Origin of the sequence: Algoriphagus litoralis (genome assembly GCF_003259255.1) — a bacterium.
Taxonomy (GTDB): domain Bacteria; phylum Bacteroidota; class Bacteroidia; order Cytophagales; family Cyclobacteriaceae; genus Algoriphagus; species Algoriphagus litoralis.
The window spans coordinates 1-23,943 of the sequence record NZ_QGOL01000015.1 but is presented as its reverse complement, the minus strand read 5'-3'; the positions used below and the strand labels follow the sequence as shown (position 1 = coordinate 23,943).

At 42.3% G+C, this 23,943-nt stretch carries 22 protein-coding genes; 16 read left to right on the top strand and 6 right to left on the bottom strand.

Features of this window, described 5'->3' with window-relative positions; genetic code table 11:
* Window positions 1-5: 5 nt before the first annotated feature.
* Window positions 6-1,925 (bottom strand): M14 family metallopeptidase, encoded by a 1,920-nt coding sequence (locus tag DK188_RS17345; RefSeq protein ID WP_111672111.1) that lies wholly within the window; start codon window positions 1,923-1,925, stop codon window positions 6-8.
* Window positions 1,926-2,013: 88 nt separating this feature from the next.
* Window positions 2,014-2,550 (bottom strand): hypothetical protein, encoded by a 537-nt coding sequence (locus tag DK188_RS17340; RefSeq protein ID WP_111672110.1) that lies wholly within the window; start codon window positions 2,548-2,550, stop codon window positions 2,014-2,016.
* Between the two features lie 372 nt (window positions 2,551-2,922).
* Here DK188_RS17340 and DK188_RS17335 point away from each other — a divergent pair, with 372 nt between their 5' ends.
* The 13 genes from DK188_RS17335 (at window position 2,923) to DK188_RS17275 (ending at window position 14,441) form a co-directional block, all read left to right on the top strand.
* Window positions 2,923-3,396: an Lrp/AsnC ligand binding domain-containing protein gene (locus DK188_RS17335; protein WP_111672109.1), complete on the top strand. Its 474-nt coding sequence runs from the start codon at window positions 2,923-2,925 to the stop codon at window positions 3,394-3,396.
* A 240-nt stretch (window positions 3,397-3,636) separates the two neighbouring features.
* Window positions 3,637-5,082 carry a Fe-S cluster assembly protein SufB gene (gene sufB / locus DK188_RS17330; protein WP_111672108.1) on the top strand — a complete coding sequence of 482 codons (1,446 nt, stop codon included), beginning with the start codon at window positions 3,637-3,639 and terminating at the stop codon, window positions 5,080-5,082.
* 116 nt (window positions 5,083-5,198) lie between these two features.
* Window positions 5,199-5,513, top strand: coding sequence for a four helix bundle protein (locus DK188_RS17325; RefSeq protein ID WP_198673041.1), 315 nt, complete (start codon window positions 5,199-5,201; stop codon window positions 5,511-5,513).
* Between the two features lie 42 nt (window positions 5,514-5,555).
* On the top strand, window positions 5,556-6,320 hold the full coding sequence (gene sufC / locus DK188_RS17320) for a Fe-S cluster assembly ATPase SufC (protein WP_111672107.1): 765 nt from the start codon (window positions 5,556-5,558) through the stop codon (window positions 6,318-6,320).
* Between the two features lie 17 nt (window positions 6,321-6,337).
* Entirely contained in the window at window positions 6,338-7,606 is a 1,269-nt protein-coding gene (gene sufD / locus DK188_RS17315) for a Fe-S cluster assembly protein SufD (protein WP_111672106.1), read from the top strand.
* Window positions 7,607-7,610: 4 nt separating this feature from the next.
* On the top strand, window positions 7,611-8,834 hold the full coding sequence (locus DK188_RS17310; RefSeq protein WP_111672105.1) for a cysteine desulfurase: 1,224 nt from the start codon (window positions 7,611-7,613) through the stop codon (window positions 8,832-8,834).
* Window positions 8,831-9,262 carry a SufE family protein gene (locus DK188_RS17305; RefSeq protein WP_111672104.1) on the top strand — a complete coding sequence of 144 codons (432 nt, stop codon included), beginning with the start codon at window positions 8,831-8,833 and terminating at the stop codon, window positions 9,260-9,262. Before DK188_RS17310 ends, DK188_RS17305 begins: the two co-directional genes overlap by 4 nt.
* Window position 9,263: 1 nt before the next feature.
* A complete protein-coding gene (locus DK188_RS17300) occupies window positions 9,264-9,602 on the top strand; it encodes a DUF59 domain-containing protein (RefSeq protein WP_111672103.1) in 339 nt (112 codons plus the stop codon).
* 28 nt (window positions 9,603-9,630) lie between these two features.
* A complete protein-coding gene (locus tag DK188_RS17295; RefSeq protein WP_111672102.1) occupies window positions 9,631-10,053 on the top strand; it encodes a BrxA/BrxB family bacilliredoxin in 423 nt (140 codons plus the stop codon).
* A 249-nt stretch (window positions 10,054-10,302) separates the two neighbouring features.
* On the top strand, window positions 10,303-11,589 hold the full coding sequence (locus DK188_RS17290) for a citrate synthase (protein WP_111672101.1): 1,287 nt from the start codon (window positions 10,303-10,305) through the stop codon (window positions 11,587-11,589).
* A 233-nt stretch (window positions 11,590-11,822) separates the two neighbouring features.
* A complete protein-coding gene (locus DK188_RS17285) occupies window positions 11,823-12,086 on the top strand; it encodes an acyl-CoA-binding protein (RefSeq protein WP_111672207.1) in 264 nt (87 codons plus the stop codon).
* A gap of 195 nt (window positions 12,087-12,281) precedes the next feature.
* The gene (locus DK188_RS17280) at window positions 12,282-12,977 is read left to right on the top strand and encodes an SIMPL domain-containing protein (RefSeq protein WP_111672100.1); all 696 of its coding nucleotides are present in this window, start codon (window positions 12,282-12,284) and stop codon (window positions 12,975-12,977) included.
* A 144-nt stretch (window positions 12,978-13,121) separates the two neighbouring features.
* A complete protein-coding gene (locus DK188_RS17275; RefSeq protein WP_111672099.1) occupies window positions 13,122-14,441 on the top strand; it encodes a polysaccharide deacetylase family protein in 1,320 nt (439 codons plus the stop codon).
* Here DK188_RS17275 and DK188_RS17270 read toward each other — a convergent pair.
* Window positions 14,438-16,372: a tetratricopeptide repeat-containing sensor histidine kinase gene (locus tag DK188_RS17270; RefSeq protein ID WP_111672098.1), complete on the bottom strand. Its 1,935-nt coding sequence runs from the start codon at window positions 16,370-16,372 to the stop codon at window positions 14,438-14,440. The genes DK188_RS17275 and DK188_RS17270 overlap by 4 nt on opposite strands.
* A gap of 110 nt (window positions 16,373-16,482) precedes the next feature.
* Window positions 16,483-17,055 carry a Pycsar system effector family protein gene (locus DK188_RS17265; RefSeq protein ID WP_111672206.1) on the bottom strand — a complete coding sequence of 191 codons (573 nt, stop codon included), beginning with the start codon at window positions 17,053-17,055 and terminating at the stop codon, window positions 16,483-16,485.
* Between the two features lie 183 nt (window positions 17,056-17,238).
* Between DK188_RS17265 and DK188_RS17260 the strand changes: the two genes are divergently transcribed.
* The gene (locus DK188_RS17260; RefSeq protein ID WP_111672097.1) at window positions 17,239-18,546 is read left to right on the top strand and encodes a hypothetical protein; all 1,308 of its coding nucleotides are present in this window, start codon (window positions 17,239-17,241) and stop codon (window positions 18,544-18,546) included.
* A 134-nt stretch (window positions 18,547-18,680) separates the two neighbouring features.
* Here the strand turns inward: DK188_RS17260 and DK188_RS17255 are convergent, their stop codons facing one another.
* Complete coding sequence (locus DK188_RS17255; protein ID WP_111672096.1) at window positions 18,681-19,754, bottom strand: agmatine deiminase family protein; 1,074 nt, start codon at window positions 19,752-19,754, stop codon at window positions 18,681-18,683.
* A 3-nt stretch (window positions 19,755-19,757) separates the two neighbouring features.
* The gene (locus tag DK188_RS17250) at window positions 19,758-20,633 is read right to left on the bottom strand and encodes a carbon-nitrogen hydrolase (protein ID WP_111672095.1); all 876 of its coding nucleotides are present in this window, start codon (window positions 20,631-20,633) and stop codon (window positions 19,758-19,760) included.
* A 305-nt stretch (window positions 20,634-20,938) separates the two neighbouring features.
* On the opposite strand from DK188_RS17250, the gene DK188_RS17245 reads away from it, so the two are divergent.
* Window positions 20,939-22,003 carry an alpha/beta hydrolase gene (locus DK188_RS17245; protein WP_198673040.1) on the top strand — a complete coding sequence of 355 codons (1,065 nt, stop codon included), beginning with the start codon at window positions 20,939-20,941 and terminating at the stop codon, window positions 22,001-22,003.
* 54 nt (window positions 22,004-22,057) lie between these two features.
* A complete protein-coding gene (locus DK188_RS17240; RefSeq protein ID WP_111672094.1) occupies window positions 22,058-23,881 on the top strand; it encodes an alpha/beta hydrolase-fold protein in 1,824 nt (607 codons plus the stop codon).
* Window positions 23,882-23,943 lie beyond the last annotated feature (62 nt).

The window sequence follows — 23,943 nt, the reverse complement described above, 5'->3', positions numbered from 1 at the left end:
ATCGATTATTGGTTTAGTGTAAATTCTCTTTCGAGAAGGCCTCCACGCGTAGAGGAAAGCTTTATTTTGCCTTTGACAGCTTCAGTTCCTTCTACTTTTACTTTGAAGGTGGCCGTTTTCCTTTCACCTACTCCGGTATAGCCTGAATAGATGGTCTTATCATATAAGGTTGGTGAAGTGATTTTCACTTTAGCATTTTCATAGCCTTTGGTCAGCTCCTTGTCAAAATCCAGCGAAACCCGATCTTCTTGGACAATCTTCACCAGTTTGGCTTGTTCCAATGCTACAGGTAATTGTCCAGAATTGGTCCATTCCAGCGTGATCTCATATTCTCCAGCTCCCAACTTGTTTACTTTCATTTCTGAAATGGTCAGCTGAGGGAGTCTTTTTGCCATGGCCAGATTGAAAAGTGCCTGCTTTTTAGCCCAATCTTCAAGCTGCCAAGGCGGTCCATTTTGGCCAAAGAATTTTGGATGAAATCCTCCTATTTCTACTTCACCTAATTGAGGATGAGTCATCGATGTCCAAACTTTGAAGCCTTTGCTGCCATTGGCTTCATCATCCCACATCAGACCATCGTAGTCATCGTAAATGCCGTCCCCATCGTAATCCTTCATGGCCCCATTGTTCCAGAGTTCGTCTCCATACCAAATGCTTCCATAATAGAAATATCCAAAGTCGGGTCCGTGTCCGAACAAAGGCTCCGGCTTGAGCGGATCGCCTGTCATGGAGTTGACTTTGTAACGAGTGGAGTACGTCTCATAAACATCACCAGCCCATGGATAAGCAGTAAATGAAAGTCCCAGCTTATCCATCTCTTTATAGATTTCCAAATCTTGCGGGTACATGCGTTCTTCGGATTTGGAGGTAGAGGGTGGTCTCAGATGCATGGGCACTCGAGTATCCATAGAATTCACCACTGAAATATTCGGATGGCTCAGCATCCAAAGCGCTGTTGACCGGGTTTCTACTTCGCTGAGAGGAAATTCACCCGCTCCACCTTGAGTATATCCCCTGCCTGTAAGGTCGCCTCCTGAGTTAGGTCGCCAGTTTTCGGGATAGTTTCGATGAAGGTCCAATCCTCCTATTCCATCTTCATTGTAGCTTCCATCTCCATCATTGTCGATTCCTTCAGTATAAACCAGATACTCCCCTTTGCCAGGAAAAGTACGCTTCATCAACCGGCCCTTGGGATCTTTCGGGTCAATCATAAAGTTAGCCTTCTCCTTTTCTTCAGGAGTTTCAGCCTTTTTTCTCAATTGATAAATGATTCCATCTCCATCCAGATCCTCTTCCGGATCCTCATCGAGCAAGCCATCTCGATCATTATCATAAGGGCGGACGGTACTTCGATTTCGCTGCTCAGTGAAGAGGTATAGATTTGATCCGTCCGGGTTATTCTGCGGACGTAGGTAGATTGCTTTGGTATCTATAAGTGCAGTGATTTCAGGATCTTTCCCGTAGTTTTCTATCAAGTGCTGTGTGAGCCAAAGTATTGACTCACTGGCGGTGATCTCACCGGAATGACGTCCTCCCTCAAAATAAGCCGCCGGTTTATCGGTGTCTTTTCCCGTTTTTTTATTGGTCAAAGTCATCTGGTATATTGGCCTACCTTCAAATGATTCTCCTATTATATATAAGTCGACAATATCAGGATGCTGGGAAGCCCATTTTTCATACCAAGCATACATGACATCTACGGTATGGTATTTGTCAAAAGTGAGTTTATCTCCAGGGGTATATTCTACTTCTGGGAATTCAAACTTCTTAAAAAAGGAAGGGCCATGACGCTCTCCCGAAACGGTATGAAATTTCAGCTTTTGATTCCTCTCAGGAAACGGCTTTTCATTCTCAAAACTTCTGACCTGAGCCGAAACAAGGCCTGAAATAAGACAAGCAAAGGAAATTAGGGCGGTTTTTTTCATATAAGGCGGTGGATTATATGCCTAAAATAAGAAAGCCCAACAAAGCTGGACCAACCGCTCAAAAAAAAGACCGGCGAAACCGGTCTGCTTATTTTTTTAGTGTTAATTCAAATCGCTCGGGACTGTAATTGGAAAAGCCGGGGACTGGCTTACATTCAGGAAGTTTGCGAATCATGTGGTCCAATCGTTCTCTTAGACCTTTGTCTACAGTACCCAATACCTCAAAACCGGAAACTTTACCTTTGGAATTGACATCAAGTAGGATTTTCACTTCATCAAGCGATTGGCTTTTCTTTGATCTAAAAATGAAAGGTGAATAGCTGTCAATCATTTCCAGCGTGTATTCCGGCCAGGCCCAATGCGAATTGAGGTTCTTCGCATTCTTTTCTTCGATCTCTGAAAGCGGCGCTAGCTCCAGCTCTTCTGGTTTAGAAAAATCCCCCAATTCTGAAATTGAAGTCAACTTTTGAAGGGTTAACCGTTCAAATTGAACCAGATTGGAGAGATTTTCGGAAGGTTCTGGCTTTTGCTGAGCTAGAGCGTCACCAATTCCATTTGGAAAAGTCATGGCAAGCCCCCAAAAAGCTATTGCAATAATTTGTTTGAAAAGTTTCCCGTTTTGCATAAAAACAAAAGTAAATGCAAAAACGCATTTTTAAAAATTTCAAATGCAATTTTTTGTATTTTAAATGAAATGAGGGGAAACAAAAAAGTCTTGCCAAAGACAAGACTCTTTTCAGAATATAAACCCAAATATAACTTTAGAGATTAAAAGTTTTCGCGAATAAAGACAAAAATTCGGTTTTTCTTCTATTTCTAGATTTAATCTATTCTATTTTTTACTAATGCCGAATTTTTAATCGAATTAAAATGAATAGCCCAAAGTAAATTGATTTCATCTTTAATTACAAATTGAAAAAATAATTTTGCATTATTTTGAACAATCTCTAATTTACAGCGTCATTTATTAAAAATCATCTAAATCCTCTTCTAAAAAATGGACAAAATTTTAGATATCGACAACATAGACCTGAAAATAATCTCCCTTTTAAACGAGGATGCAAAAACCCCCTACACCGAAATTGCCAAAAAGGTGTTCGTTTCTTCCGGAACTGTCCATGTGCGAATGAAGAAACTGGAGGACATGGGGATAGTAAAAAGTGCAACACTGAACATTGACTTTTCAAAGCTTGGCTATGACATCTCGGCGTTTTTGGGCATTTACCTTGAAAAAAGCTCCTTGTATGACAATGTCATCGAAAAGTTGAAAGAAATTCCTGAAGTAGTGAGCGGATACTATACTACAGGTAATTATTCCATTTTTGCAAAAATCATCTGCAGAGATACCAATCACCTAAGATTGGTTTTGGATAGCATCCAAAAAGTAGAAGGAATTGATAGAACCGAGACATTGATTGTATTGGAAGAAAGCATCAATAGACCAATCCAGTTTTTCGATAAAGAGAAATAACTCTATTTGGATTAAATCTAAATAAATAAAATCCAGTATTTCTGTCCAGATAGATCAAATCCGGCCTTGGGTCGGATTTTATTTTTTATTTTCCAAATACTACGAAATGAGCTTGTTTTGGCCATTTTTTGAGAAATAATTATATCGCTCATAGATATTTCGAATGGAAGCGAACATTGTATTTTGATATTATGTTATACCTTCGCAGTTAAAATGTAATTAGTCTAAATAACTCAGACCATGAGCAAAGACAACACGATTTTAGAAGAGTTAACCTCCAAAGAATATGAACACGGCTGGTCAGTCAATTATGAGGCTGATGAGGCCCCCCTTGGGCTAAACGAGGGAATTATTCAGTGGATATCTGCTAAAAAAGAAGAGCCGCAGTGGCTTTTGGAATGGAGATTAAAAGCGTTCAAAACATGGCAAAGCATGAAAGAACCGGAATGGGCAAATGTTCATTATCCGAAGATCGATCTGCAGGCCCTTCGCTACTATTCCGCACCTAAACAGAAAAAAAGCGCAAAAAATCTGGATGAAGTTGATCCAGAATTGATCGCTATATATGAACGATTGGGTATTTCACTCAACGAACAAAAAAGATTGGAAGGTATCGCAGTGGATGCCGTTTTGGATTCAGTTTCTGTGGCTACCACTTTTAGAGGAACACTTTCTAAACTAGGAATCATTTTCTGTTCATTCAGCGAGGCTGTAAAGGAGCATCCGGAATTGGTAAAAAAATACCTAGGCTCAGTTGTACCCATGACTGATAATTACTATGCAGCCTTAAACTCGGCGGTTTTCTCTGACGGGTCTTTCTGCTACATTCCAAAAGGCGTTCGCTGTCCAATGGAACTATCTACCTATTTCAGAATCAACGCCGCCAACACAGGTCAGTTTGAGCGAACGCTCATCGTAGCAGATGACGAATCTTACGTTTCGTATTTGGAAGGTTGTACCGCTCCGCAGCGAGATGAAAATCAACTTCACGCTGCTGTAGTAGAAATCTATGCAGGTGCACAGGCTGAAGTGAAGTATTCAACAGTTCAAAACTGGTTTCCAGGTGACAAAAACGGAAAAGGCGGGATTTATAATTTCGTGACGAAGCGAGGAATTTGCGCAGGAGACTTTTCCAAAATATCTTGGACACAGGTGGAAACCGGTTCAGCAGTCACTTGGAAATATCCTTCCTGCATACTAAAAGGAGATCACTCCATTGGAGAATTCTATTCAGTCGCGGTAACTAACAATTATCAGCAGGCAGATACAGGAACCAAAATGATTCACATTGGTAAAAACACCAAATCAAGAATCGTCTCTAAAGGTATCTCTGCTGGGAAATCCCAAAACTCTTACAGAGGTCAAGTTCAAGTCATGAAGCGTGCTGACAATGCACGAAACTTCTCCCAGTGCGACTCTCTATTAATGGGTGACCGATGCGGGGCTCATACCTTCCCATATATCGACATCAATAATGCAAGCGCCAAAGTGGAGCATGAGGCAACGACCTCCAAAATCGGCGAGGACCAGATTTTCTATTGCAACCAGCGAGGAATCGCAACTGAAGACGCCGTTGCTTTGATCGTAAACGGCTATGCAAAAGAAGTACTCAATCAACTGCCGATGGAATTTGCAGTCGAAGCGCAGAAATTGTTGGCTTTGACCCTAGAAGGTTCCGTAGGCTAAATGAATATGAGATTTGGGGTTCGAAATTTGAAATTATGGGAACCATCAATCGATTTGAAGATTTAGAAATTTGGAAAAAGGCGAGAATCTTTTCTAAAGAAATCTGGGAATAGACATTGATAAATGGTTTTGAAAAAGATTTTAGCCTTAGAAATCAAATAAATGCTTCCTCAGGTTCCGTTCCTGATAATATTGCCGAAGGTTTCGAAAGAGAAGAAAATAAAGAGTTTATCAATTTCCTGAGCATTACAAAAGGCTCCGCGGGAGAAACAAGGTCACAGCTTTATAGAGCCTTTGATAGACAATACATTAATGAAGAAAAGCTTTTAGAAATGGTAGCTAATAGTGTCGAAATTTCTAAATCAATTTCGGGATTTATTAAATATTTAAAAGAGAGTGAGTTTCGTGGCAATAAATTCAAAACTGAATAGAACGCCGATCGATCTCAAATTTCAAATGTCAAATATCAAATTATGTTATCAATAAAAAATCTACACGCATCCATCGAAGGAACAGAAATCCTGAGAGGAATCAACCTGGAAGTAAAAGCAGGTGAAGTTCATGCGATCATGGGTCCAAACGGTTCAGGAAAGTCAACCTTGGCTTCTGTATTGGCAGGACGTGAGGAATATGAAGTGACAGAGGGTGAAGTGATATTCAAAGGAAAAAATCTATTGGATCTTGCTCCTGAGGATCGCGCAAGAGAAGGTGTATTCTTGGCTTTCCAATATCCTGTTGAAATCCCAGGCGTCTCATCTACCAACTTCTTAAGAACTGCTGTTAATCAAGTTCGTGAGTACAGAGGATTGGAAGCTTTGGACGCTGTGAAGTTTTTAACTCTGATGAAAGAGAAAATGAAGCTCGTAGAAATCGACCAAAAACTGCTTAGCAGATCTTTGAATGAAGGTTTCTCCGGAGGAGAAAAGAAGCGAAATGAAATATTCCAAATGGCCATGTTGGATCCTAGTCTTTCTATCTTGGATGAAACCGATTCTGGCCTTGACATCGATGCCTTGAGAATTGTCTCCAATGGCGTGAATCAGCTTAAATCAGACAAAAATGCAACGATCGTCGTGACGCATTATCAGCGTCTTCTCGATTACATCGTGCCAGATTACGTGCATGTGCTCTACAAAGGTCGCATCGTAAAATCAGGGACCAAAGAATTGGCCATGGAACTCGAGGAAAAAGGCTACGATTGGATCAAAGAAGAGGTCGATTCTGCAGCTACAGTCTGAATTCAAAACCAACACACATGAGTACCTTGACAAAACAAGATACATTTAGCAGTCTTTTAGAATCAGCTCCCAAAACCTTCGAAGCTGCCAGAGCATTGGCAAAAGAAAGCTACTTGGTCCAAGGAATTCCTGCTTCGAAAGCTGAAGAATATAAATTTACCAACATCGGAAAGAAGCTGGAGCAAAATATCAGCAAATTCACAGCTGCTCAAACTTTTGATGTTGCTGGAGAATTGGTAAAATCCTCAATTTTCGAAGGTTTTGAAGGGGATGTCTTGGTTTTTTCCAATGGAAAATTCCAGCCAAACCTTTCCTCCAAAATTGAAGGAGTTGAAGTTTCCTTAATCTCAGAGAAAACTGATTTGGCTCTTGGTAGCATTGCAAAGCCTGAAAAGGATGCTTTTGCAGCTTTGAATCAAGCATCTTTTGAGGATGGCATCTTCATCTCAGTTCCAAAAAAAGCACAAATAGCAAAGCCAATCCTTTTGCTTTCGTTTAATCAAGCAAATGAAGGCCAAGTGATTCAGCCTCGAGTTTGGATCGAAGCAGGTGACTTTGCAGAAGTGACATTTATCGACCACAGCATTAGCCTCGGAGACACCGCCTATTTTGTAAACAAAGTAGTTGAACTTAAAGGTGGTATTAATACGCAGCTGAGCTATTACAGACTTCAAAACGAAGGTAAGAATGCCATTGAAGTAAGCAGTATAGAATCAGATATCCAAAAAGACGCAAGGTTCACTTCAGTGAATATTTCACTTTCAGGCGATTTAGTAAGAAATAATCTTAGTCTTAACCTTCTTGGCAGTAACTCTGAAGGGAATATGTTTGGGATTTTTCTCTTAAATGGAAAAACTCATGTGGACAACCATACCAATGTTGACCACACCATTCCACATGCAGAATCGCATGAATTGTACAAAGGAATCTTAGCGGATCAAAGCAGAGGCGTATTCAACGGCAAAATCTTTGTCCGTCAGGATGCTCAGAAAACCAATGCTTTCCAGCAGAATAATAACATTCTCTTGTCGGAAGATGCCATTATCAATACCAAACCACAATTGGAGATTTGGGCAGATGATGTCAAATGCTCCCATGGATGTACGGTTGGCCAACTCGACGAGGAGGCACTTTTCTACCTTCAGGCTAGAGGGATTGACAAAATGCAGGCAAAAGGACTTTTGCTGTATGCATTTGCAGGAGAAGTATTGGAAAAAATACAAGAAGAAAGCTTCCGCAACTATTGCGACACGCTCGTTCAGGAGCGATTAGGAAGCAAATTCTAAAGCCATGAGCTTAAACATCGATCAGATCCGAGGCTTATTTCCGGTACTTCATCAAGAGGTGCATGGGAAGCCTCTGATCTATTTTGATAACGCAGCTACAACTCAAAAGCCTCAAGCGGTACTGGATGCATTGACCAATTACTATGGCAATGACAATTCCAATATCCATCGCGGTGCTCATGCTTTGGCAGATCGGGCAACACGATATTATGAAAATACGCGTGATTCGGTACGGGAATTTATCCATGCCAGGGAATCAGCAGAGATCATTTTCACCAAAGGAACAACCGAAAGCATCAATCTGGTAGCTCAAACTTTTGGAAGGAAGTTCATCGGAAAAAATGACCAAATCATCATCTCCACCATGGAGCATCATTCCAATATTGTGCCCTGGCAGATGCTATGTGAAGAAAAAGGTGCGATCCTGAAAATCATTCCAATTAATGAGGCAGGTGAAATTCTTTTCGAAGAGTTTGAAAAATTACTTTCCCCAAAAACAAAATTGGTCAGCATCGTGCATGCTTCCAACGCTTTGGGAACCATCAATCCTGTCAAAAAAGTGATTGATGCTGCACATGCTGTCGGAGCTAAAGTACTACTAGATGGCGCACAGTCCACTTCTCATTTGGAAATCAATGTTCAAGAGTTGGATTGCGACTTTATGGCTTTTTCAGCGCATAAGCTGTATGGACCGACTGGCCTTGGAGTTTTATATGGAAAAAGAGAAGTTCTTGAGTCCATGCCACCCTTCCTCGGTGGTGGTGAAATGATCAAAGAAGTGACTTTCGAAAAGACCACTTACAATGATATTCCCTTCAAATTTGAGGCTGGAACTCCGAATATTGCTGATGTGATTGCGTTCAAATCTGCTTTGGATTTCATAAAAGAACTTGGAAAACCAGCGATCAAAGCGCATGAGGATTCCCTTTTGGCTTATGCCAACGAGAGGATGAAAGACATCAAAGGCTTTATTCCAGTTGGAACTGCTTCAGACAAAGTTTCTGTCTTATCCTTCAATATCAATGGAATGCATCCTTTTGATGTAGGGCAAATGCTGGATGCAAAAGGGATCGCAGTACGTACTGGGCACCATTGCACCCAGCCTCTGATGAAAAGATTTGGAATAGAAGGAACTGTAAGAGCCTCTTTTGCAGTTTACAATACCAAATCAGAGCTAGACAAACTCGCTGAAGGCGTCGCCCAAATTGCAAGATTTAAGAATAAATGAGTAGCATTAAAGACATACAAGAAGAAATCGTATCCGAATTTGAAATTCTTGGAGATGATAAGGAATCTACCATTTTTTACATCATGGAGCTTGGGGGAAGTCTGGAAGAATTTCCTGAGAATGAGCGAAAAGAAGAAAATATCATCAAAGGATGTCAATCTAAAGTTTGGTTGATCGCTGATGAAGTTAATGGCAAAATCCACTACCAAGCTGATTCCAACACCGATATTACCAAGGGTTTGATCTCACTTTTGATTCGAGTTTTAAACAATCGCAGGCCAGAAGAGATTCTAAGTGCAGACTTGAATTTTATCGATCGAATCGGAATGGGAAGTATCATCGGAAGCCAGCGCTCAAACGGGCTGTCGGCTATGATCAAGCAGATGAAATTATATGCATATGCATTCCAAACCAAGCAAAACGCATAAAATGGAAGCACAAACCAATACCGATAGCGGACAGAGCACCAACCTTAGAGATAAGGTAGTCATGGCAATCAAACAAGTCTATGATCCAGAGATTCCTGTAGATGTATATGATTTGGGGTTGATCTATGAGATCACCGTATATCCTGTGAATAATGTCTATGTCCAAATGACGCTGACCTCGCCAAACTGCCCCTCAGCTGAGTTTATTCCTTCTGAGGTTAAAGATAAAATTCAGCAGATTCAAGGCGTAAATAATGTCGAAGTAGAAGTTACCTTTGACCCACCCTATTCTCAAGATATGATGTCTGAGGCTGCAAAGCTTGAATTGGGCTTCTTATAATAACGAACAAATAAAAAAACACAATACTATGTATCCTGAAGAGCTAATTGCTCCCATGAGGGCAGAACTTTCAAATGTAGGATTCCAAGAATTCAGAACTGCAGAGCAAGTAGCTGAACACTTGGGTCCAAACCACAAAGGCACCACACTTGTCGTCGTGAATTCGGTATGTGGATGTGCAGCGGGTGCAGCAAGACCTGGTGTAAGGTATGCTGTGGAGCAAGCTGAAAAAAAACCCAGCACTTTGGCCACTGTTTTCGCAGGCAACGACCGTGAGGCGGTTGCAAAACTAAGAGAACTGGTATTACCTTATCCTCCATCCTCTCCTGCCATGGCCTTGTTTAAAGATGGCGAATTGGTACACTTCATCGAAAGACACCATATCGAAGGCAGAAATGCTAAAATGATTGGTGACCACTTGGTGGAGGTATTCGAACATTTCTGTGATTAAAAAAAGCCCTTAAGGGCTTTTTTTTTAAATTCCAGGCCTTCTAAATGCAGGTTTTATAAAATCTAATTTTCAATTTCAAAAGGATTATTAATTGATTTCGGGGTCAACTTAATCGCCTAAATCTTCGAAATCGCTTTCGAAATAATATTTGGCCATCCCATACAATATTATCCCTAAAAAAGATTCCATTTTATTAACTTAAGGGCATCTTTTGATGTATTATACTAAAAGCAATCCAAAAAACGCTATATGTCTGACTCCGCCAAATTGTCCTACAAAGGTCAAGAATTTGAATTCCCTGTGGTTACAGGTTCTGAAAATGAAAATGCCATCGAAATTGGAAAGCTCCGCGACACAACCGGATTAATCACCCTTGATCCAGGTTACAAAAACACCGGTGCTACCAAAAGTGCGATAACTTTTTTGGATGGTGAAGAAGGAATCTTAAGATACCGGGGCTACAGAATCGAAGACCTTGCCGAAAAATCCACTTTTCTGGAAGTAGCCTACCTTTTGATCTACGGTGAACTTCCTACACAAACTCAGTATGAAGCATTCAATGTAGACATCACCCACCATACGCTTGTTCACGAGGACATCAAAAAAATACTGGAAGGCTTTCCGTCCAATGCGCATCCGATGGGAGTACTTTCTTCCTTGATCTGTTCATTGACCGCTTTCTATCCCGACTCCCTGCATCCAAACAGGAGTAAAGAAGAGGTGGACTTGAGCATTATCAGACTTTTGGCTAAGATGCCAACGTTTGCAGCTTGGGCCTATAAAAACGAAATGGGACATCCGGTCAATTATCCAGACAATACACTGGATTATTGTTCCAACTTCTTGAAGATGATGTTTGCGCTTCCTGCAGAAAAATATGAAGTAGATCCTATCGTTTCATCCGCATTGGACAAGCTCCTTATTCTTCATGCGGACCATGAGCAAAACTGCTCTACATCCACTGTGAGAATCGTTGGGTCTTCCCAAGCCTCAATCTATGCGTCAATTTCTGCAGGTATCAATGCGCTATGGGGACCACTGCATGGCGGTGCCAACCAATCCGTGATTGAAATGCTCGAAGCGATCAAAGCTGACGGCGGAGATGCGAAGAAATACCTCGATAAAGCAAAGGATAAAAATGATCCTTTCCGCTTAATGGGTTTTGGTCACAGAGTGTACAAAAACTTCGATCCTAGAGCAAAAATCATTAAAAAAGCAGCTGACGACGTTTTAGAAAAACTGGGTGTAAAAGACCCGATTTTGGAAATTGCGAAAGAACTGGAATATGCAGCGCTTCATGACCAGTATTTTATCGATAGAAAATTATATCCAAATGTGGATTTTTACTCCGGAATCATCTACAGAGCTTTAGGTATTCCTACTGACATGTTTACGGTGATGTTTGCATTGGGAAGACTTCCAGGCTGGATCGCTCAATGGAAAGAAATGCGAGAAAATGGCGAACCAATCGGAAGACCTAGACAGGTCTATGTTGGCGCCAACGAGCGTGACTACGTGAGCATGAACAAAAGATAAATCGAAAAACCATCGATTCTAAAAAAAAGCCATCCTTAAGATGGCTTTTTTTATTTAACTACATTTTGATTTGGAATTTTAGCACCATTTTTGGAAACTCCAATCAAGTCAATCAGTTTTCTTTCCAAAGCAAAATTGAATCCATCTTGCTAACCTGAAGAATGATTGATTGAAGCATTTCACCTGACTGCCCTTTGGCAGGAAAGCCAATAGAAAAACCAAACTATCGAATAATGAAGCCAACTACGCTTGAAGAAGCTTTCGCCTTAACACAGAAATTCACAAGTAAACCAAGCAATGAAGAGTTGCTGAAACTCTATGGACTGTACAAACAGGCCACCCAAGGAGACAATGAAACCGAAAGACCTGGCGGTTTTGATTTTAAAGCTGCCGCCAAATACAATAGCTGGCTGGCATTCAAAGGTAAAAGCAAAGCAGAGGCAACTGAAATGTACCTTAATCTGGTAGAGGAACTCGGCAAGAAATACATTGGGTAAACTTCAATATCCTGGATTGGATCAACTGAGATTCTTAATTTTTCCTAATTCGGATTCAAAATAGATCCCCGGTTGTCGCCATTTGAATTTTGGATCGTCTTTTGACTAGTATGACTGAATTCCTGTCGAAAACGACTAGAAAAATGCGCTTTTCTCGATATGAATTTGAAAATTTGAAACTCAACTCACAAAAAGATGAAACGAATCCTTATTCCAATTTTCGCCATTTTGCTTGCAGCACCTGTTTTTGCGCAGCAAATCCAACAAGTTCCTATCATCGAAGTAGAAGGCTATGCCGAGCGAAAAATCGCTGCAGACGAGGCAATATTTTCCATAAATCTGGAAGAAAAGGCAATGAAAGTCAATGATGCAGTCAATGTCCTCAACAAGAAAACCCAAACTCTTGCGGATGCATTGAAAAAAGCCAGAATCAAAGACTATAAACTGGTGGCTGATAATTACTCAGTGGATGTCAACAGAATCTACCAAAATGGTGTGTCCAGTGACAATGGCTATGTGGCTCGTCAAAACCTAAGGATAGTCACATCCGCTACAAATGAGGATCTGCAGAAAATTGTAGATGCAATCGGTGAAGCTGGAGATATGAGTTACAATTTACACTTCGGAATTTCTGAAGCTACCCGAAAGTCTCTGGAAGATGCGCTGTTAACTGATGCCTTGAAAGATGCAGAGTCTCGTGCAATGTTGATCGGAAACACACTTGCGCTTCGTGGCCTCCGAGTGTTCAGCGTAACTTTGGAACCAAACTATAGACCTCAACCAATGTACGGCATGAATGCCAAAGTAGCGATGGCCGAGTCTTCGGATATGTTAATCGAGACTGACGACCAAACGCTTACCAAGCGGGTTTATGTGAAATACACGTATTGAAAAAAGATGAATGAAGTAAAACAAAAGCTCGGCCATTCGCCGGGCTTTTGTTTTTTTAAAGCGGACCAAAATCTAAAACTTGACCAGCGGTTTGAGTATTTCGCCACTTTTTCAACACCTTAGATCGATATCATCCTACCCAAAATGAAAACGATCATTGCCCTACTTCTCATTTCACTTACCCAGGTATCCTGCACCCAAACAGATCCAATCCTTGGTCAAACGGAGATCACGAAGTTTCAGGGAAATAAAAAGGGCGCTATCTCAGTCACCTACGATGACGGAATCGTCAACCAATTCACCATTGCCAAACCTATCATGGATAGCCTCGGGTTGCCGGCAACTTTCTATATAATCACGGGCAAAGTAGAAGGTTCCGGCAAAGGGAAATTTATCGGAAGAGATCCTCGGGAAATCATTCAAGAGACCGCTCAAATCAAAACAGATTCCACCAACTTTTTTGAGCGGGCATCCTTAATTGCATTCACAGGAACAAGCGAAGCAGAGGAGTATCATGCGCGCGCGGGATCGCTTTTTGAACAGGGAAAAGTGACCGAAGCCTACGCGCTAATCGATGAAGGATACGAGAAAATCAGAAATGGGACAATGAAGGATACAGACGATGTGGTTTTTCATAACAATATAGAAGATACCACCACTTGGGACCAATACAAATCCTATGCTGCTCAAGGCCATGAAATCGCATCCCATACTGTCACACATCCGAGACTTGCAGTTTTGGATGAGGTCAACTTGCTTTATGAATTAAAACAAAGCAAGGCTGATTTGCTCAAGTTCATAGGTCCGGAATCCATATTCAGCGCCGAAGGCCCGTATGGCACCGAAAATGAACGGGTGATGGAATATGCGCACAAAGTCTACCCATCACTTCGCAACCGAATGCCTGAGGAATGGTTAGAAGAAATCAACCGAGGCAGTAAAATGACCCCAGGTGAGTCAGCTAAAGAATATATTCAGTGGCAGCGCGGTCCAGTGACCCGAATTGATATCAACCAGATGAAAGCTTGGGTTGACACCGTTATGACACATGATAATAATTGGTTGGTGCTGGTATTTCATGGAATCGAAAACTTGGGCTGGGAACCAAAAACACGACCTGAACTCGTGGAATATTTCTCTTATATGAAAGCTAAGGAGCAGGATTTGTGGATCGCTACCTTCCGGGATGTCACCAAATACCTGCGAGAGCGAAAAGCCACTGAAGTCTCCTCAAAGGTGAAAAAAGACAGCATAACCATTGGCTTGAACTTAAACCTTGATCCACTGGTCTATTCAGTTCCTTTGACGTTGAAAACCTACATTCCCGCTGATTGGACTTCCGCTCAAGTCATACAAGGAAAAGAAAGCCAATCCTTAGAAATCCAAAGCGATAACAAAGGAGCCTACGTAATCTATGATGTAAAGCCAGCTGGTGGAAACGCCATTTTGAATGGAGGAAATTAATTCTTTTCCTTCAATACCACTCGAAATGTGGTCCCCGCTCCCACTTCACTTTCTACTAGGATTTTGGCCCCAAGACTCTCGGCAAATTCCTGGCTGAGCATCAGACCGATTCCAGTTCCAGGTTCACCTTCTGTTCCTTTCCTGGAATTAACCCGATCCGAAAACAGCTTTGAAATCATTTCTGAAGTCATTCCACAACCTTTGTCAGCAATTCTGATTTCATTTTCCTGAGGATAGTCTACCACCACACTACCACCTTCTGGCGTGTATTTGATCGCATTCATCAAAATATTCCTCACAATAAACTTCAATCGCTCACGATCAGAGAGGACAGTTATTTTTTTACTTTCATCATGGATAAATTCCAGATTTTTATGTGCTATCTGGGGCTTCAACAAGCTAGCAGTTTCATTGACGAGTTGCCCCAGTTCAAATTCACTGAGCTGAAGTTCTTCCATTCCCATCTGTTCCCTGGACCACATCAGCAAATTGTGGAGCATCTGCGAAAGTGAATGGGTATCCCTTGCAATCAAGGGCATGACTTCCTGAAGTTCTTCTTCGTTGAGCATTTTCTTATCCCAGAGATTGATGATGCTATGAAGTGAGGAAAATGGAGCTCTCAGGTCATGTGAAATCACTGAGAAAATCTTATCCCGAAATCGGTTCGCTTTGCTCAGCGCTTGATTAGTTTCATTGAGGCTTTCAGCCTGAGCTTTTATTTGCAAGGTCTGATTTTGCGCAAGAAGATGAGCCGATTCAAGCTGCTCATGAGCCCGCTTTAGCTTGCGGTGGTTTCTTTTTTGAACCCAGACCAGAATACCAAAAAAGACAAGTAGGATACCCGATCCTAGGAGTAGTTCGTTTCTTCTTCGAAGCGAAAGATCTGACAATTGTTTTGCTTGAATCAACTGCTGGTTTTCCAGCTCCTTCTTTTCAGATTCGTATTGAATGAGGAGTTCCTCACGTACTTTTTGACGATTTTCATTGAATAGGACTTTATCGGCTTCTGTTTTTGCGGTCAAATATTCGAACGCCTTTTTGAAATCATTTTTACCTTGAGCCGCTTCGATCAGATATTCTGCTGCTATGGAAATATAAAAAGGGGAATCCGCTTCTTTGGCAATTCGATATGCCTGTAGACCGTATTTTTCCACCTGATCGTAATCATCAACCTCCAAATAGTAGTTGGAGAGCTCATTCAATACAGCTAGTTTATTTTCGATGTCTTGATTTGAATCTGCAATAGAAAGGGCCCTAACCAAGTATCCACCGGCTTTGGCTCTGTCACTCTTTTGGCTTAGTGATGCCAGCTGGGTAAGCGTTTTTACTGATCCTCTAAAATCCTGCAATTCTTCCTTCAATTTGAGCGATTGCTGCAAATAACTCATGGCCAAGTCATAATCCTGCTGACTTTGATTTTGGGCATATCGGTCACTGTGATAATTTCCGAGGTTGTTGAAAATCAGGGATTGCCCACGGAGATTATTAGTTGCTATTCCATAGACAAGGGCTTTTTCATACATTTCAGCAGCCTTTCCCATTTCTCCATTGCGGTAGTATACATTCCCGATGTTGAGATTGGATTCTAACATTCCGGTAGAATCTTGGAGATCTTCACGAATCTTGAGCGCTTCCAGATGAGCAGCCAAGGCATCTTCATAGTCGGATCTAATCAAATAAGCGACACCTTGGATATTTAAGGAATTCCCCTTCAATTTTTTTAATCCAAGCTTTTCCGCGAGGAGAATCGAATTTTGGGCAAAATAGATAGCAGTATCTTGGTCTATCCCATAGTAGTGCTTCCCCAAATCATAAAAAAGGACAGCTTTGAGCGAATCATTGTCTGATTTGGAGATTAAATTTTGTATGCTATCGGGAAAAGTCTGCTGGGATTGGAATACGAAAAAAAGATTTAATACTAAAGCTAACATGATGCTACGGGTGTATTGTGGGTTACAGTAGGCGGACTATAAATATGCACCTATGGGATTACAATCAACCTACCGCTCAACCAGAAAGGCGGTATTTTTCATAGTTTTAGCTAAAAAAGTAAAACTCCGATGAACAATACGATTCCTATTCCTAAACCCAACACAAAAACTTCATATGCTTTTCGGATCAATTTGTACTTCCTGTCCAAGACTTTGCCCTGGTAATACAACGATACAGACATGTGGTCCTGGATCGATTCCTTTGCTACTAGCATTTTACGAGTTTCTTCCAGATAGTCCTCCATAGTATATCTGGAGCTTTCGCCAAAGAACATCAAGCTGGATTTTTGAGGTCTTTGTCCATTTTTTGCTTTGCCAATGATAGAAGGTTTAGCTGCTTGTACGGCCAGCATGGTCGAGGTAAGGATGACTGCTAAAAACAGGATGATCGGGATAATAGTGAGCGGAGAGTTGATTTCAATCAAATGAGACATTGATCCATAGCCCAAAATTGCTATGGTCGATGAGATCACCAACGCATTAATACTGATGATGATATTAGCTTTATTATCAGCGATTTGGAGTAGATTACAATTGTTTTTGAAGGTAACCCGATAAAAAGTCTGTCGCTCCCGTTCGGTTTTATCCTTATTCTTCTTTTTCTCCAAAATTGGTTCTTCCATAGGATTGGGTATTTGCTTTGAAATTAAGGAATATTTTAGAGCGAGGGCCATCTATCCCGCAGATTTTCCTTGGGATAGGGGTGAAAATGAAATCTTCCTGCAATGGATACGAAGCTGACATTTTGGAGCCTTTCCTATTGATCACTATTTTTTGATATTTTAGGATTAAATAATCAGCCCTCTATGAAACCAATAACTCAACCAAACTGGTCATTTTTTGGACTTTTCTCATTTCGTTTTGCCTTCATTTATTACCTTATTTTTTTCAATCCCCTCGATATCCTCGCAGGCATACCAGGTTTTCAATCGCTCGGCATGTTGCTCAAAATCCCGGTGAATGCCCTTGCGTATTTTTTAAATGATCATCTGTTTTTTATCCGTCCACGGCTGAATGAGATGGGAGGAGGAAGTGGAGATACGAGTTTCGGATGGGCCTTTCAGTTCACTATCTTGATTTTGGGGATTGTAGGTGCTATAATTTGGTCTGTCTTTGACAGAAAAAAAGTGGCATATCCACGACTTCATTACTGGCTTTGCATCCTGATTCGGTATTCTCTGGCTGGTATTGCATTTAGCTATGGCATCTTGAAGGTATTTGCGATGCAGATGCATTTCCCAAATATGAGTCAACTGGCCACTCCATTAGGCGACTATTTGCCGATGCGCTTTTCGTGGATGTTTATCGGATACAGCGGACCTTACCAGATTTTCTCAGGAATAGCAGAAGTATTGGTGGCTTTGCTGCTAATCTGGCGAAAAACTGCTCTTCTTGGAGCATTACTCGCTATTGGCGTTTTTGGAAACGTAGTAATGCTTAATCTGAGCTATGACATCCCCGTAAAAATTTTTTCTATGAATTTATTGGCAGCCAGTATTTTCTTGGCTTGGCAGGAAAGAGAACGACTTTTTGCTTTTTTCGTCCAGAACAAAACCGCCCTCCCCTCCTCACTTTTTGAAAAGACTTTTATCAATAAGCGGGAAAAGATATCTCGGATTCTGGTAAAATCAGCATTCATCCTGTTCAGCTTTGGCTTTGCAGGTATGAACTATTACAATTACTACAAAGAGTACCACCAGACTAATTTACGGGTCTTAGATCCTATACAGCCTGGAATGTATCATGTCGAACTGTATGTAAAAAATGGAGATACCATTCCCGAAAGTCTCGTGGACTCACTCCGCTGGCGCGATGTGATTTTTGACTACAATGGAGCCGGAAGCGTCTCAGCAAATGACTCAACCATGTGGATGCGCTATGGTAGGGCTTATTTTAATTATGAACCGGATAGTTTGGGAAAAACCTTGACTTGGAAACTTTCCACTAGAGAATCTCCCATTGCAAACTTCCAGATGGACTTATCAGAAGAAGGAAAACTGATCTTACAGGGAAAAAAGTCAGAAGATTCGCTCTATGTTGTCCTGAAAAAACTGAACCGGCATTTCCCGCTCGCTGAGCGACAGTTTCACTGGATCAGCGAGTCCAATCGATAAAATTTTTGGTCACAAATACACCAAGTTGCTAATTTTCCTGTGATCCTTAAAAATGAAAAAAGGCAATCATTCTGGATTACCTTTTTTCAGATTTCTTACTTGATTTTCTGCCTACTGAGACTGAGCACTACCTACTAAACTGCGGGTTCCTGCTGACTCAAGCAATGAAATGAACCCAATCCCCAGATAATATCTGTGCTGTCGATTCCAATCACTTTTCTTCCAGGAAAACATCCAGTCAAAATATCCAAAGCACGCTGATCATTTTTGTCCCGGAAGGTTGGTACCACTACTACCTCATTTCCAATGTAGAAATTGGCATAGGAGGCGGGAAGCCGTTGATCTTCATAGACCACCGGTGATGGCATCGGTAACTCGATAATATTGAGCTGTTTGTCATTTTCCAGCCGCATCTTTTTGAGAAGCTTCAGGTTTTCTTCCAAGATGGCGTGATTTTCATCGGAGGTATTTTCTTCCACCACAGTCACCACGGTATCAGCATTGACAAAGCGGGTGATATCATCAATATGGCCGTCTGTATCATCACCGATGATTCCGTCTTCCACCCAGAGAATGTGCTTTACTCCATAATAGTCACAGAGGTATTGTTCGATCTGTGCTTGGTTCAGGTGGGGATTTCGGTTTTCATTTAGCAGACAGGCAGTGGAAGTAAGCAAGGTTCCTCTCCCGTTGAATTCCACCGAACCGCCTTCCATCACAATCCCCGGCTTGAAGCATGGGATACCCAGATGCGCAGCTATGTGCAGAGGAATCAGATTATCGAGATCGTGAGGAGGATATTTTTCTCCCCAAGCATTGTATTGCCACTTCACTAATGCTTTTTTGTATTCTGCCTTGGGATTGATGAGAAATGCAGGACCATGATCACGGCACCAGGCATCATTGGTCGGAAAAAAGTGGAAGGTGATTTTGCTCAGATCTGCACCTGCTTTTTCGAGATGTGCCAAAGCAAATGCTTTTAACGCTTCATCAGCCACGTTGATGTTGACTTTTTGGCCTTTGGCTACCTCTGTGACAAACTGTGAATAGGGCGCAAAGATGGTCTCAATTTTTCCGGGCCAGCTCTCTTCCTTGTGTGGCCAACTTAGCCACATGGATTCCTGGGGTGCAAATTCTGCAGGAAAGTAATAGCCCAGTTCCGCCGGAGTGGCCGCACCAGACCGGGCGAGTTCAAAAACATCACGCATGGCTTATTCTTCGTCTAGGTATCGCTTGGTGATCGGGTCATAGGAGTCGATGCGTCTGTCTCTCAAGAAAGGCCAGTGTGTTCTGTATCGATCCGAACCCGTCAGGTCCAATTCCTCTACGTGAACCTCTTCCTCCAAATGGGGAGCTTTGTAGGTTACTCGACCAAAAGCGTTGGACACAAAAGATCCACCCCAAAACTGCATCGGACCTTCAATTCCTGTTCGGTTCACAGAAACTACCGGAATGCCGTTGGCTACTGAGTGAGAGCGTTGAATCGTCTGCCAAGCATTGTATTGGTCGTCATTGGTTTGCTCATCCTGATGCAAGGCCCAGCCGATTGCTGTCGGATAGACCAAGAAATCTGCTCCTTTCAGTGCAGTGATTCGAGCAGCTTCCGGATACCACTGATCCCAACAGATCAAGACGCCAATCTTGCCAAATTTGGTTGGGAAAACCTTGTATCCCAAGTCTCCAGGGGTAAAGTAAAACTTTTCAAAATAGCCCGGATCATCCGGAATATGCATTTTTCGGTATTTACCAAGGTAAGTACCATCTGCATCCAAGACTGCGGTGGTGTTGTGGTAGAGCCCTTCTGCCCGCTTTTCAAAAAGAGAGGCCACGATAACCACCCCAAGTTCCTTTGCCAAAGCACCGAGTGAGTCGGTGGAAGGGCCAGGGATGGCTTCGGCGAGTTTGAAGTTTTCGTAATCCTCCACATCGCAGAAGTAGAGTGATCTAAAAAGTTCCTGGAGGACCACTACCTGAGCACCTTTCTGGGCTGCGGTGCGGACACCTGCGATGGTTTTCTCCATATTTTCGGTCACGTTCCCAGAGCAACTGAGCTGGACCAGACCTACTTTGACGGTTTTGTTTGGCACGGTTAAAGCATTTTTGATTCAAGTACAAAGATACTTTGGGTGGGGGGGAATGGCAAATGAAGTTTGTGTTGTAGGTGACGAATTGAAATTCGGGCAGCAATGGAACTGTTTTCCATCAGGTTCCCCAAGGCTGATTCATAGATAAATCAAACATTCACCCCCTAGAATTCATCCATTCCTCTCTCTGAAGACAAATTCTTTAATCCCAGCAGCAGAGCGCAAGCGATTGGATTTATTCCTGTATTATCCTATTTTCACAAATTGAGACAATAATAAGTGCCGCACATTTTCATTTGATAAACCCAATGATTTCCAAACCTAAACGCCTACTTCCAGTTATTTCGCTACTTATTTTGATAGGTAGTTTTGGAATATTCCACAAGCCAGCTTTTGCCCAAAATGAAAATGGAGAGGTAGTCACCACCTCGCTGTATTCCAAAAGTCTCGAAAATTCGATGGGAGAAAATCCCACCCGTGCAATCTCGGTTTACCTGCCTCCAGGCTACCAAAACAGCAGCAAACGGTATCCGGTGATTTACTTCTTACATGGGTTTATGGGGGACAATCGAATGCTGGATCGGATGGCCGGGCTCTTGGATTTTGGCATTCAAACACGCAAAATCAGACCCTTTATTCTGGTCATCCCTGATCAGAAAACAAGCTACGACGGGAGTTTTTACAGCAATTCAGGCCTGTTTGGCAATTGGGAGGACTTTACCGCATATGACTTGGTCAAGCATATCGATGAAACCTACCGGACCATCGCGAACAAGGAAAGCAGAGGCATCACTGGACATAGTATGGGAGGCTATGGCGCTCTGAAAATCTCCATGCACCATCCTGACATTTTCAGCACTGTGTATGCATTGAGTCCCGGTGCTCTCACCATCGTGCGAGAGTATGGCCCCAACAGTGATACTTATAGGGAACTTTCCCGCATCACTACTTTAGAAGAATTGAATAAGACCTATTTCGGAAAAGTCATTGTAGCCTTCGGAAGATCCTGGTCTCCAAACCCTAACAAAGCGCCCTTCTATTGCGATCTCCCTTTCCGATTCGAGGGGAACAACTTGATCACTGATCCCGCGGTATTGGAAAAATGGTACGAAAACCTCCCGCTTCACATGATCGATGAAAATCTGGAAAACCTAAAAAAGCTCAAAGCTATCAAAATGGATTGGGGGCGAAATGCTGGAGACCGGTTCACCATCATGTGCCAGATGTTCAGTCAGCGATTGGAAAATGTAGGTATTACACATTTTGCTGAAGAATATATCGGCACTCACGTGGATAACATTTATACAGAAGAAGGCCGAATTCCCAACCAAATGCTTCCCTTCTTCGATTTCTATCTCGAATTCGAAAATTAATCCATTACCTAGGTCCAAGTAATCGTAAGCCTACCAACCTAAACCCACAAACCTATGAAAAGAAATTTCCTCATTATGCTGCTGATTTGCTTGGGAGCATTTTCCACCTTCGCTCAAAAAGGCACCAAAGAACGAATCAAACTGCATAGCAAAGCACTCGAAGGGAATCTCATCGGAGATCCAGCTGATCGGGATGTGACGGTATATCTCCCTCCCTCCTATGCGTCCAGTCCAGAAAAGCGCTACCCCGTACTTTACATGCTTCATGGATTCACTGATACCGATTCCCAGTGGTTTGGTTGGGAAAAGCACTGGATCAACCTGCAGGATGTAATCGAGCAATCTTTAGCTGAAGGCCTGTCCCAAGAGATGATCGTGGTCATGCCCAATGCCTACAACCGCTTCAAGGGAAGCATGTATGCAAGCTCTGCCACCATCGGGGATTGGGAAACCTTTGTAGCCAAAGAACTCGTCAGCCACATCGACGCCAAGTATAGAACTTTGCCAAAAAAGGAAAGTCGTGGACTGGCTGGACACTCCATGGGTGGCTATGGTACCTTGCGCTTGGGGATGAAATATCCTGAGGTCTATTCCTCCATCTATGCACTCAGTCCGTGCTGCATGGACGGTGGAGCATCTACCAATCCTGAATTGATGAAAAAACTTGAAACCTTAACTCCAGATCAGCTTCAGGGAATCTCTTTTTTTGAAATTGCGGCCTTGGCTACCTCGGCAGCTTTTGCTCCCAACCCCAAAAACCCTCCCCTTTACCTGGATCTACCGGCAAAGAACGGCGAACCTCAGCAGGACGTCATCAATAAAATCATTGCGAACCGTACTCTCAATTTCGTAGACCAGTACATCTTGAATCTGAAAAAACTCAAAGCCATCGGCATAGATGCTGGATTACAGGATCAGGGAATCAGTGCTGCTACCAAAAATCTGCATGAGGTTTTGGATTCTTACCAAATCAATCACTTTTATGAAAGTTATGAAGGCGACCACCTCAATCGGATTGCGGAGCGAATTCAGACGAAGGCTTTGCCATTTTTTACGAAAAACCTTGTCTTTCAATCTCAAATCATCGAAAATGGAGGCACAGGAGCTCATCCGGCTACTATGACCAGTGCTGCATCCTTACCTGGACATACCCTTTTTCAACCTCAGGATTTGTCAAAATTTGGCACCAACAGCAAGTTGCCCATCATAGCCTGGGGAAACGGTGCCTGTTTTGATTCACCGTGGGAGCATGTCAACTTTCTAAATGAAATTGCCTCTCATGGCTTTTTGGTTATCGCCATCGGCACAATGCCCAAGCAAACTGATGTTCGGTCCAAATCCCAGAAACTCCTGGATGCTATGGACTGGGCCATCGCACAAAATTCCGATCCAAAAAGTCCCTATTTCCAAAAGATTGATATCAAAAACATAGCCGTCAGTGGCATGTCCTGTGGTGGACTTCAAACACTGGAGGTCGCTGGTGATCCGCGCATCACCACTGTTGGCGTTTTCAACAGCGGAGTGTTGGGAAATCCAGGCGGAGGGATGCCCGGAATGCCCCAAGTAACCAAGGCCCAGTTAAATAACATAAAAGTTCCAACATTGTACTTACTCGGAGGCAAATCCGATATCGCCTATAGCAATGGAATGGATGATTATGAGCGGATAAATCATGTGCCCATTTTCGTAGGCAATCTGGATGTCGGACATGGAGGAACCTATGGACAGCCATATGGCGGGGAATTTGCCCGAGTAGCTACTGCGTGGTACAAGTGGCAGCTTCAAGGAGACCAAGAGGCTGGAAAACTATTTAAAGGAAAAACACCAGGACTATCCTTAAATGAGGGTTGGACGGTGGCCAAAAAGAATATGGATTGAAGGAATATCCAATGAGTTTGTCACCAAAAATACCCTATACTAGACTAGCCCCCGATTTTTGG

Bases quoted from the DNA above. Each gene is read 5' to 3' on its own strand.
- DK188_RS17345 (WP_111672111.1), bottom strand. From the start codon at position 1,925: ATGAAAAAAACCGCCCTAATTTCCTTTGCTTGTCTTATTTCAGGCCTT.
- DK188_RS17340 (WP_111672110.1), bottom strand. From the start codon at position 2,550: ATGCAAAACGGGAAACTTTTCAAACAAATTATTGCAATAGCTTTTTGG.
- DK188_RS17335 (WP_111672109.1), top strand. From the start codon at position 2,923: ATGGACAAAATTTTAGATATCGACAACATAGACCTGAAAATAATCTCC.
- sufB (WP_111672108.1), top strand. From the start codon at position 3,637: ATGAGCAAAGACAACACGATTTTAGAAGAGTTAACCTCCAAAGAATAT.
- sufC (WP_111672107.1), top strand. From the start codon at position 5,556: ATGTTATCAATAAAAAATCTACACGCATCCATCGAAGGAACAGAAATC.
- sufD (WP_111672106.1), top strand. From the start codon at position 6,338: ATGAGTACCTTGACAAAACAAGATACATTTAGCAGTCTTTTAGAATCA.
- DK188_RS17310 (WP_111672105.1), top strand. From the start codon at position 7,611: ATGAGCTTAAACATCGATCAGATCCGAGGCTTATTTCCGGTACTTCAT.
- DK188_RS17305 (WP_111672104.1), top strand. From the start codon at position 8,831: ATGAGTAGCATTAAAGACATACAAGAAGAAATCGTATCCGAATTTGAA.
- DK188_RS17300 (WP_111672103.1), top strand. From the start codon at position 9,264: ATGGAAGCACAAACCAATACCGATAGCGGACAGAGCACCAACCTTAGA.
- DK188_RS17295 (WP_111672102.1), top strand. From the start codon at position 9,631: ATGTATCCTGAAGAGCTAATTGCTCCCATGAGGGCAGAACTTTCAAAT.
- DK188_RS17290 (WP_111672101.1), top strand. From the start codon at position 10,303: ATGTCTGACTCCGCCAAATTGTCCTACAAAGGTCAAGAATTTGAATTC.
- DK188_RS17285 (WP_111672207.1), top strand. From the start codon at position 11,823: ATGAAGCCAACTACGCTTGAAGAAGCTTTCGCCTTAACACAGAAATTC.
- DK188_RS17280 (WP_111672100.1), top strand. From the start codon at position 12,282: ATGAAACGAATCCTTATTCCAATTTTCGCCATTTTGCTTGCAGCACCT.
- DK188_RS17275 (WP_111672099.1), top strand. From the start codon at position 13,122: ATGAAAACGATCATTGCCCTACTTCTCATTTCACTTACCCAGGTATCC.
- DK188_RS17270 (WP_111672098.1), bottom strand. From the start codon at position 16,372: ATGTTAGCTTTAGTATTAAATCTTTTTTTCGTATTCCAATCCCAGCAG.
- DK188_RS17265 (WP_111672206.1), bottom strand. From the start codon at position 17,055: ATGGAAGAACCAATTTTGGAGAAAAAGAAGAATAAGGATAAAACCGAA.
- DK188_RS17260 (WP_111672097.1), top strand. From the start codon at position 17,239: ATGAAACCAATAACTCAACCAAACTGGTCATTTTTTGGACTTTTCTCA.
- DK188_RS17255 (WP_111672096.1), bottom strand. From the start codon at position 19,754: ATGCGTGATGTTTTTGAACTCGCCCGGTCTGGTGCGGCCACTCCGGCG.
- DK188_RS17245 (WP_198673040.1), top strand. From the start codon at position 20,939: ATGATTTCCAAACCTAAACGCCTACTTCCAGTTATTTCGCTACTTATT.
- DK188_RS17240 (WP_111672094.1), top strand. From the start codon at position 22,058: ATGAAAAGAAATTTCCTCATTATGCTGCTGATTTGCTTGGGAGCATTT.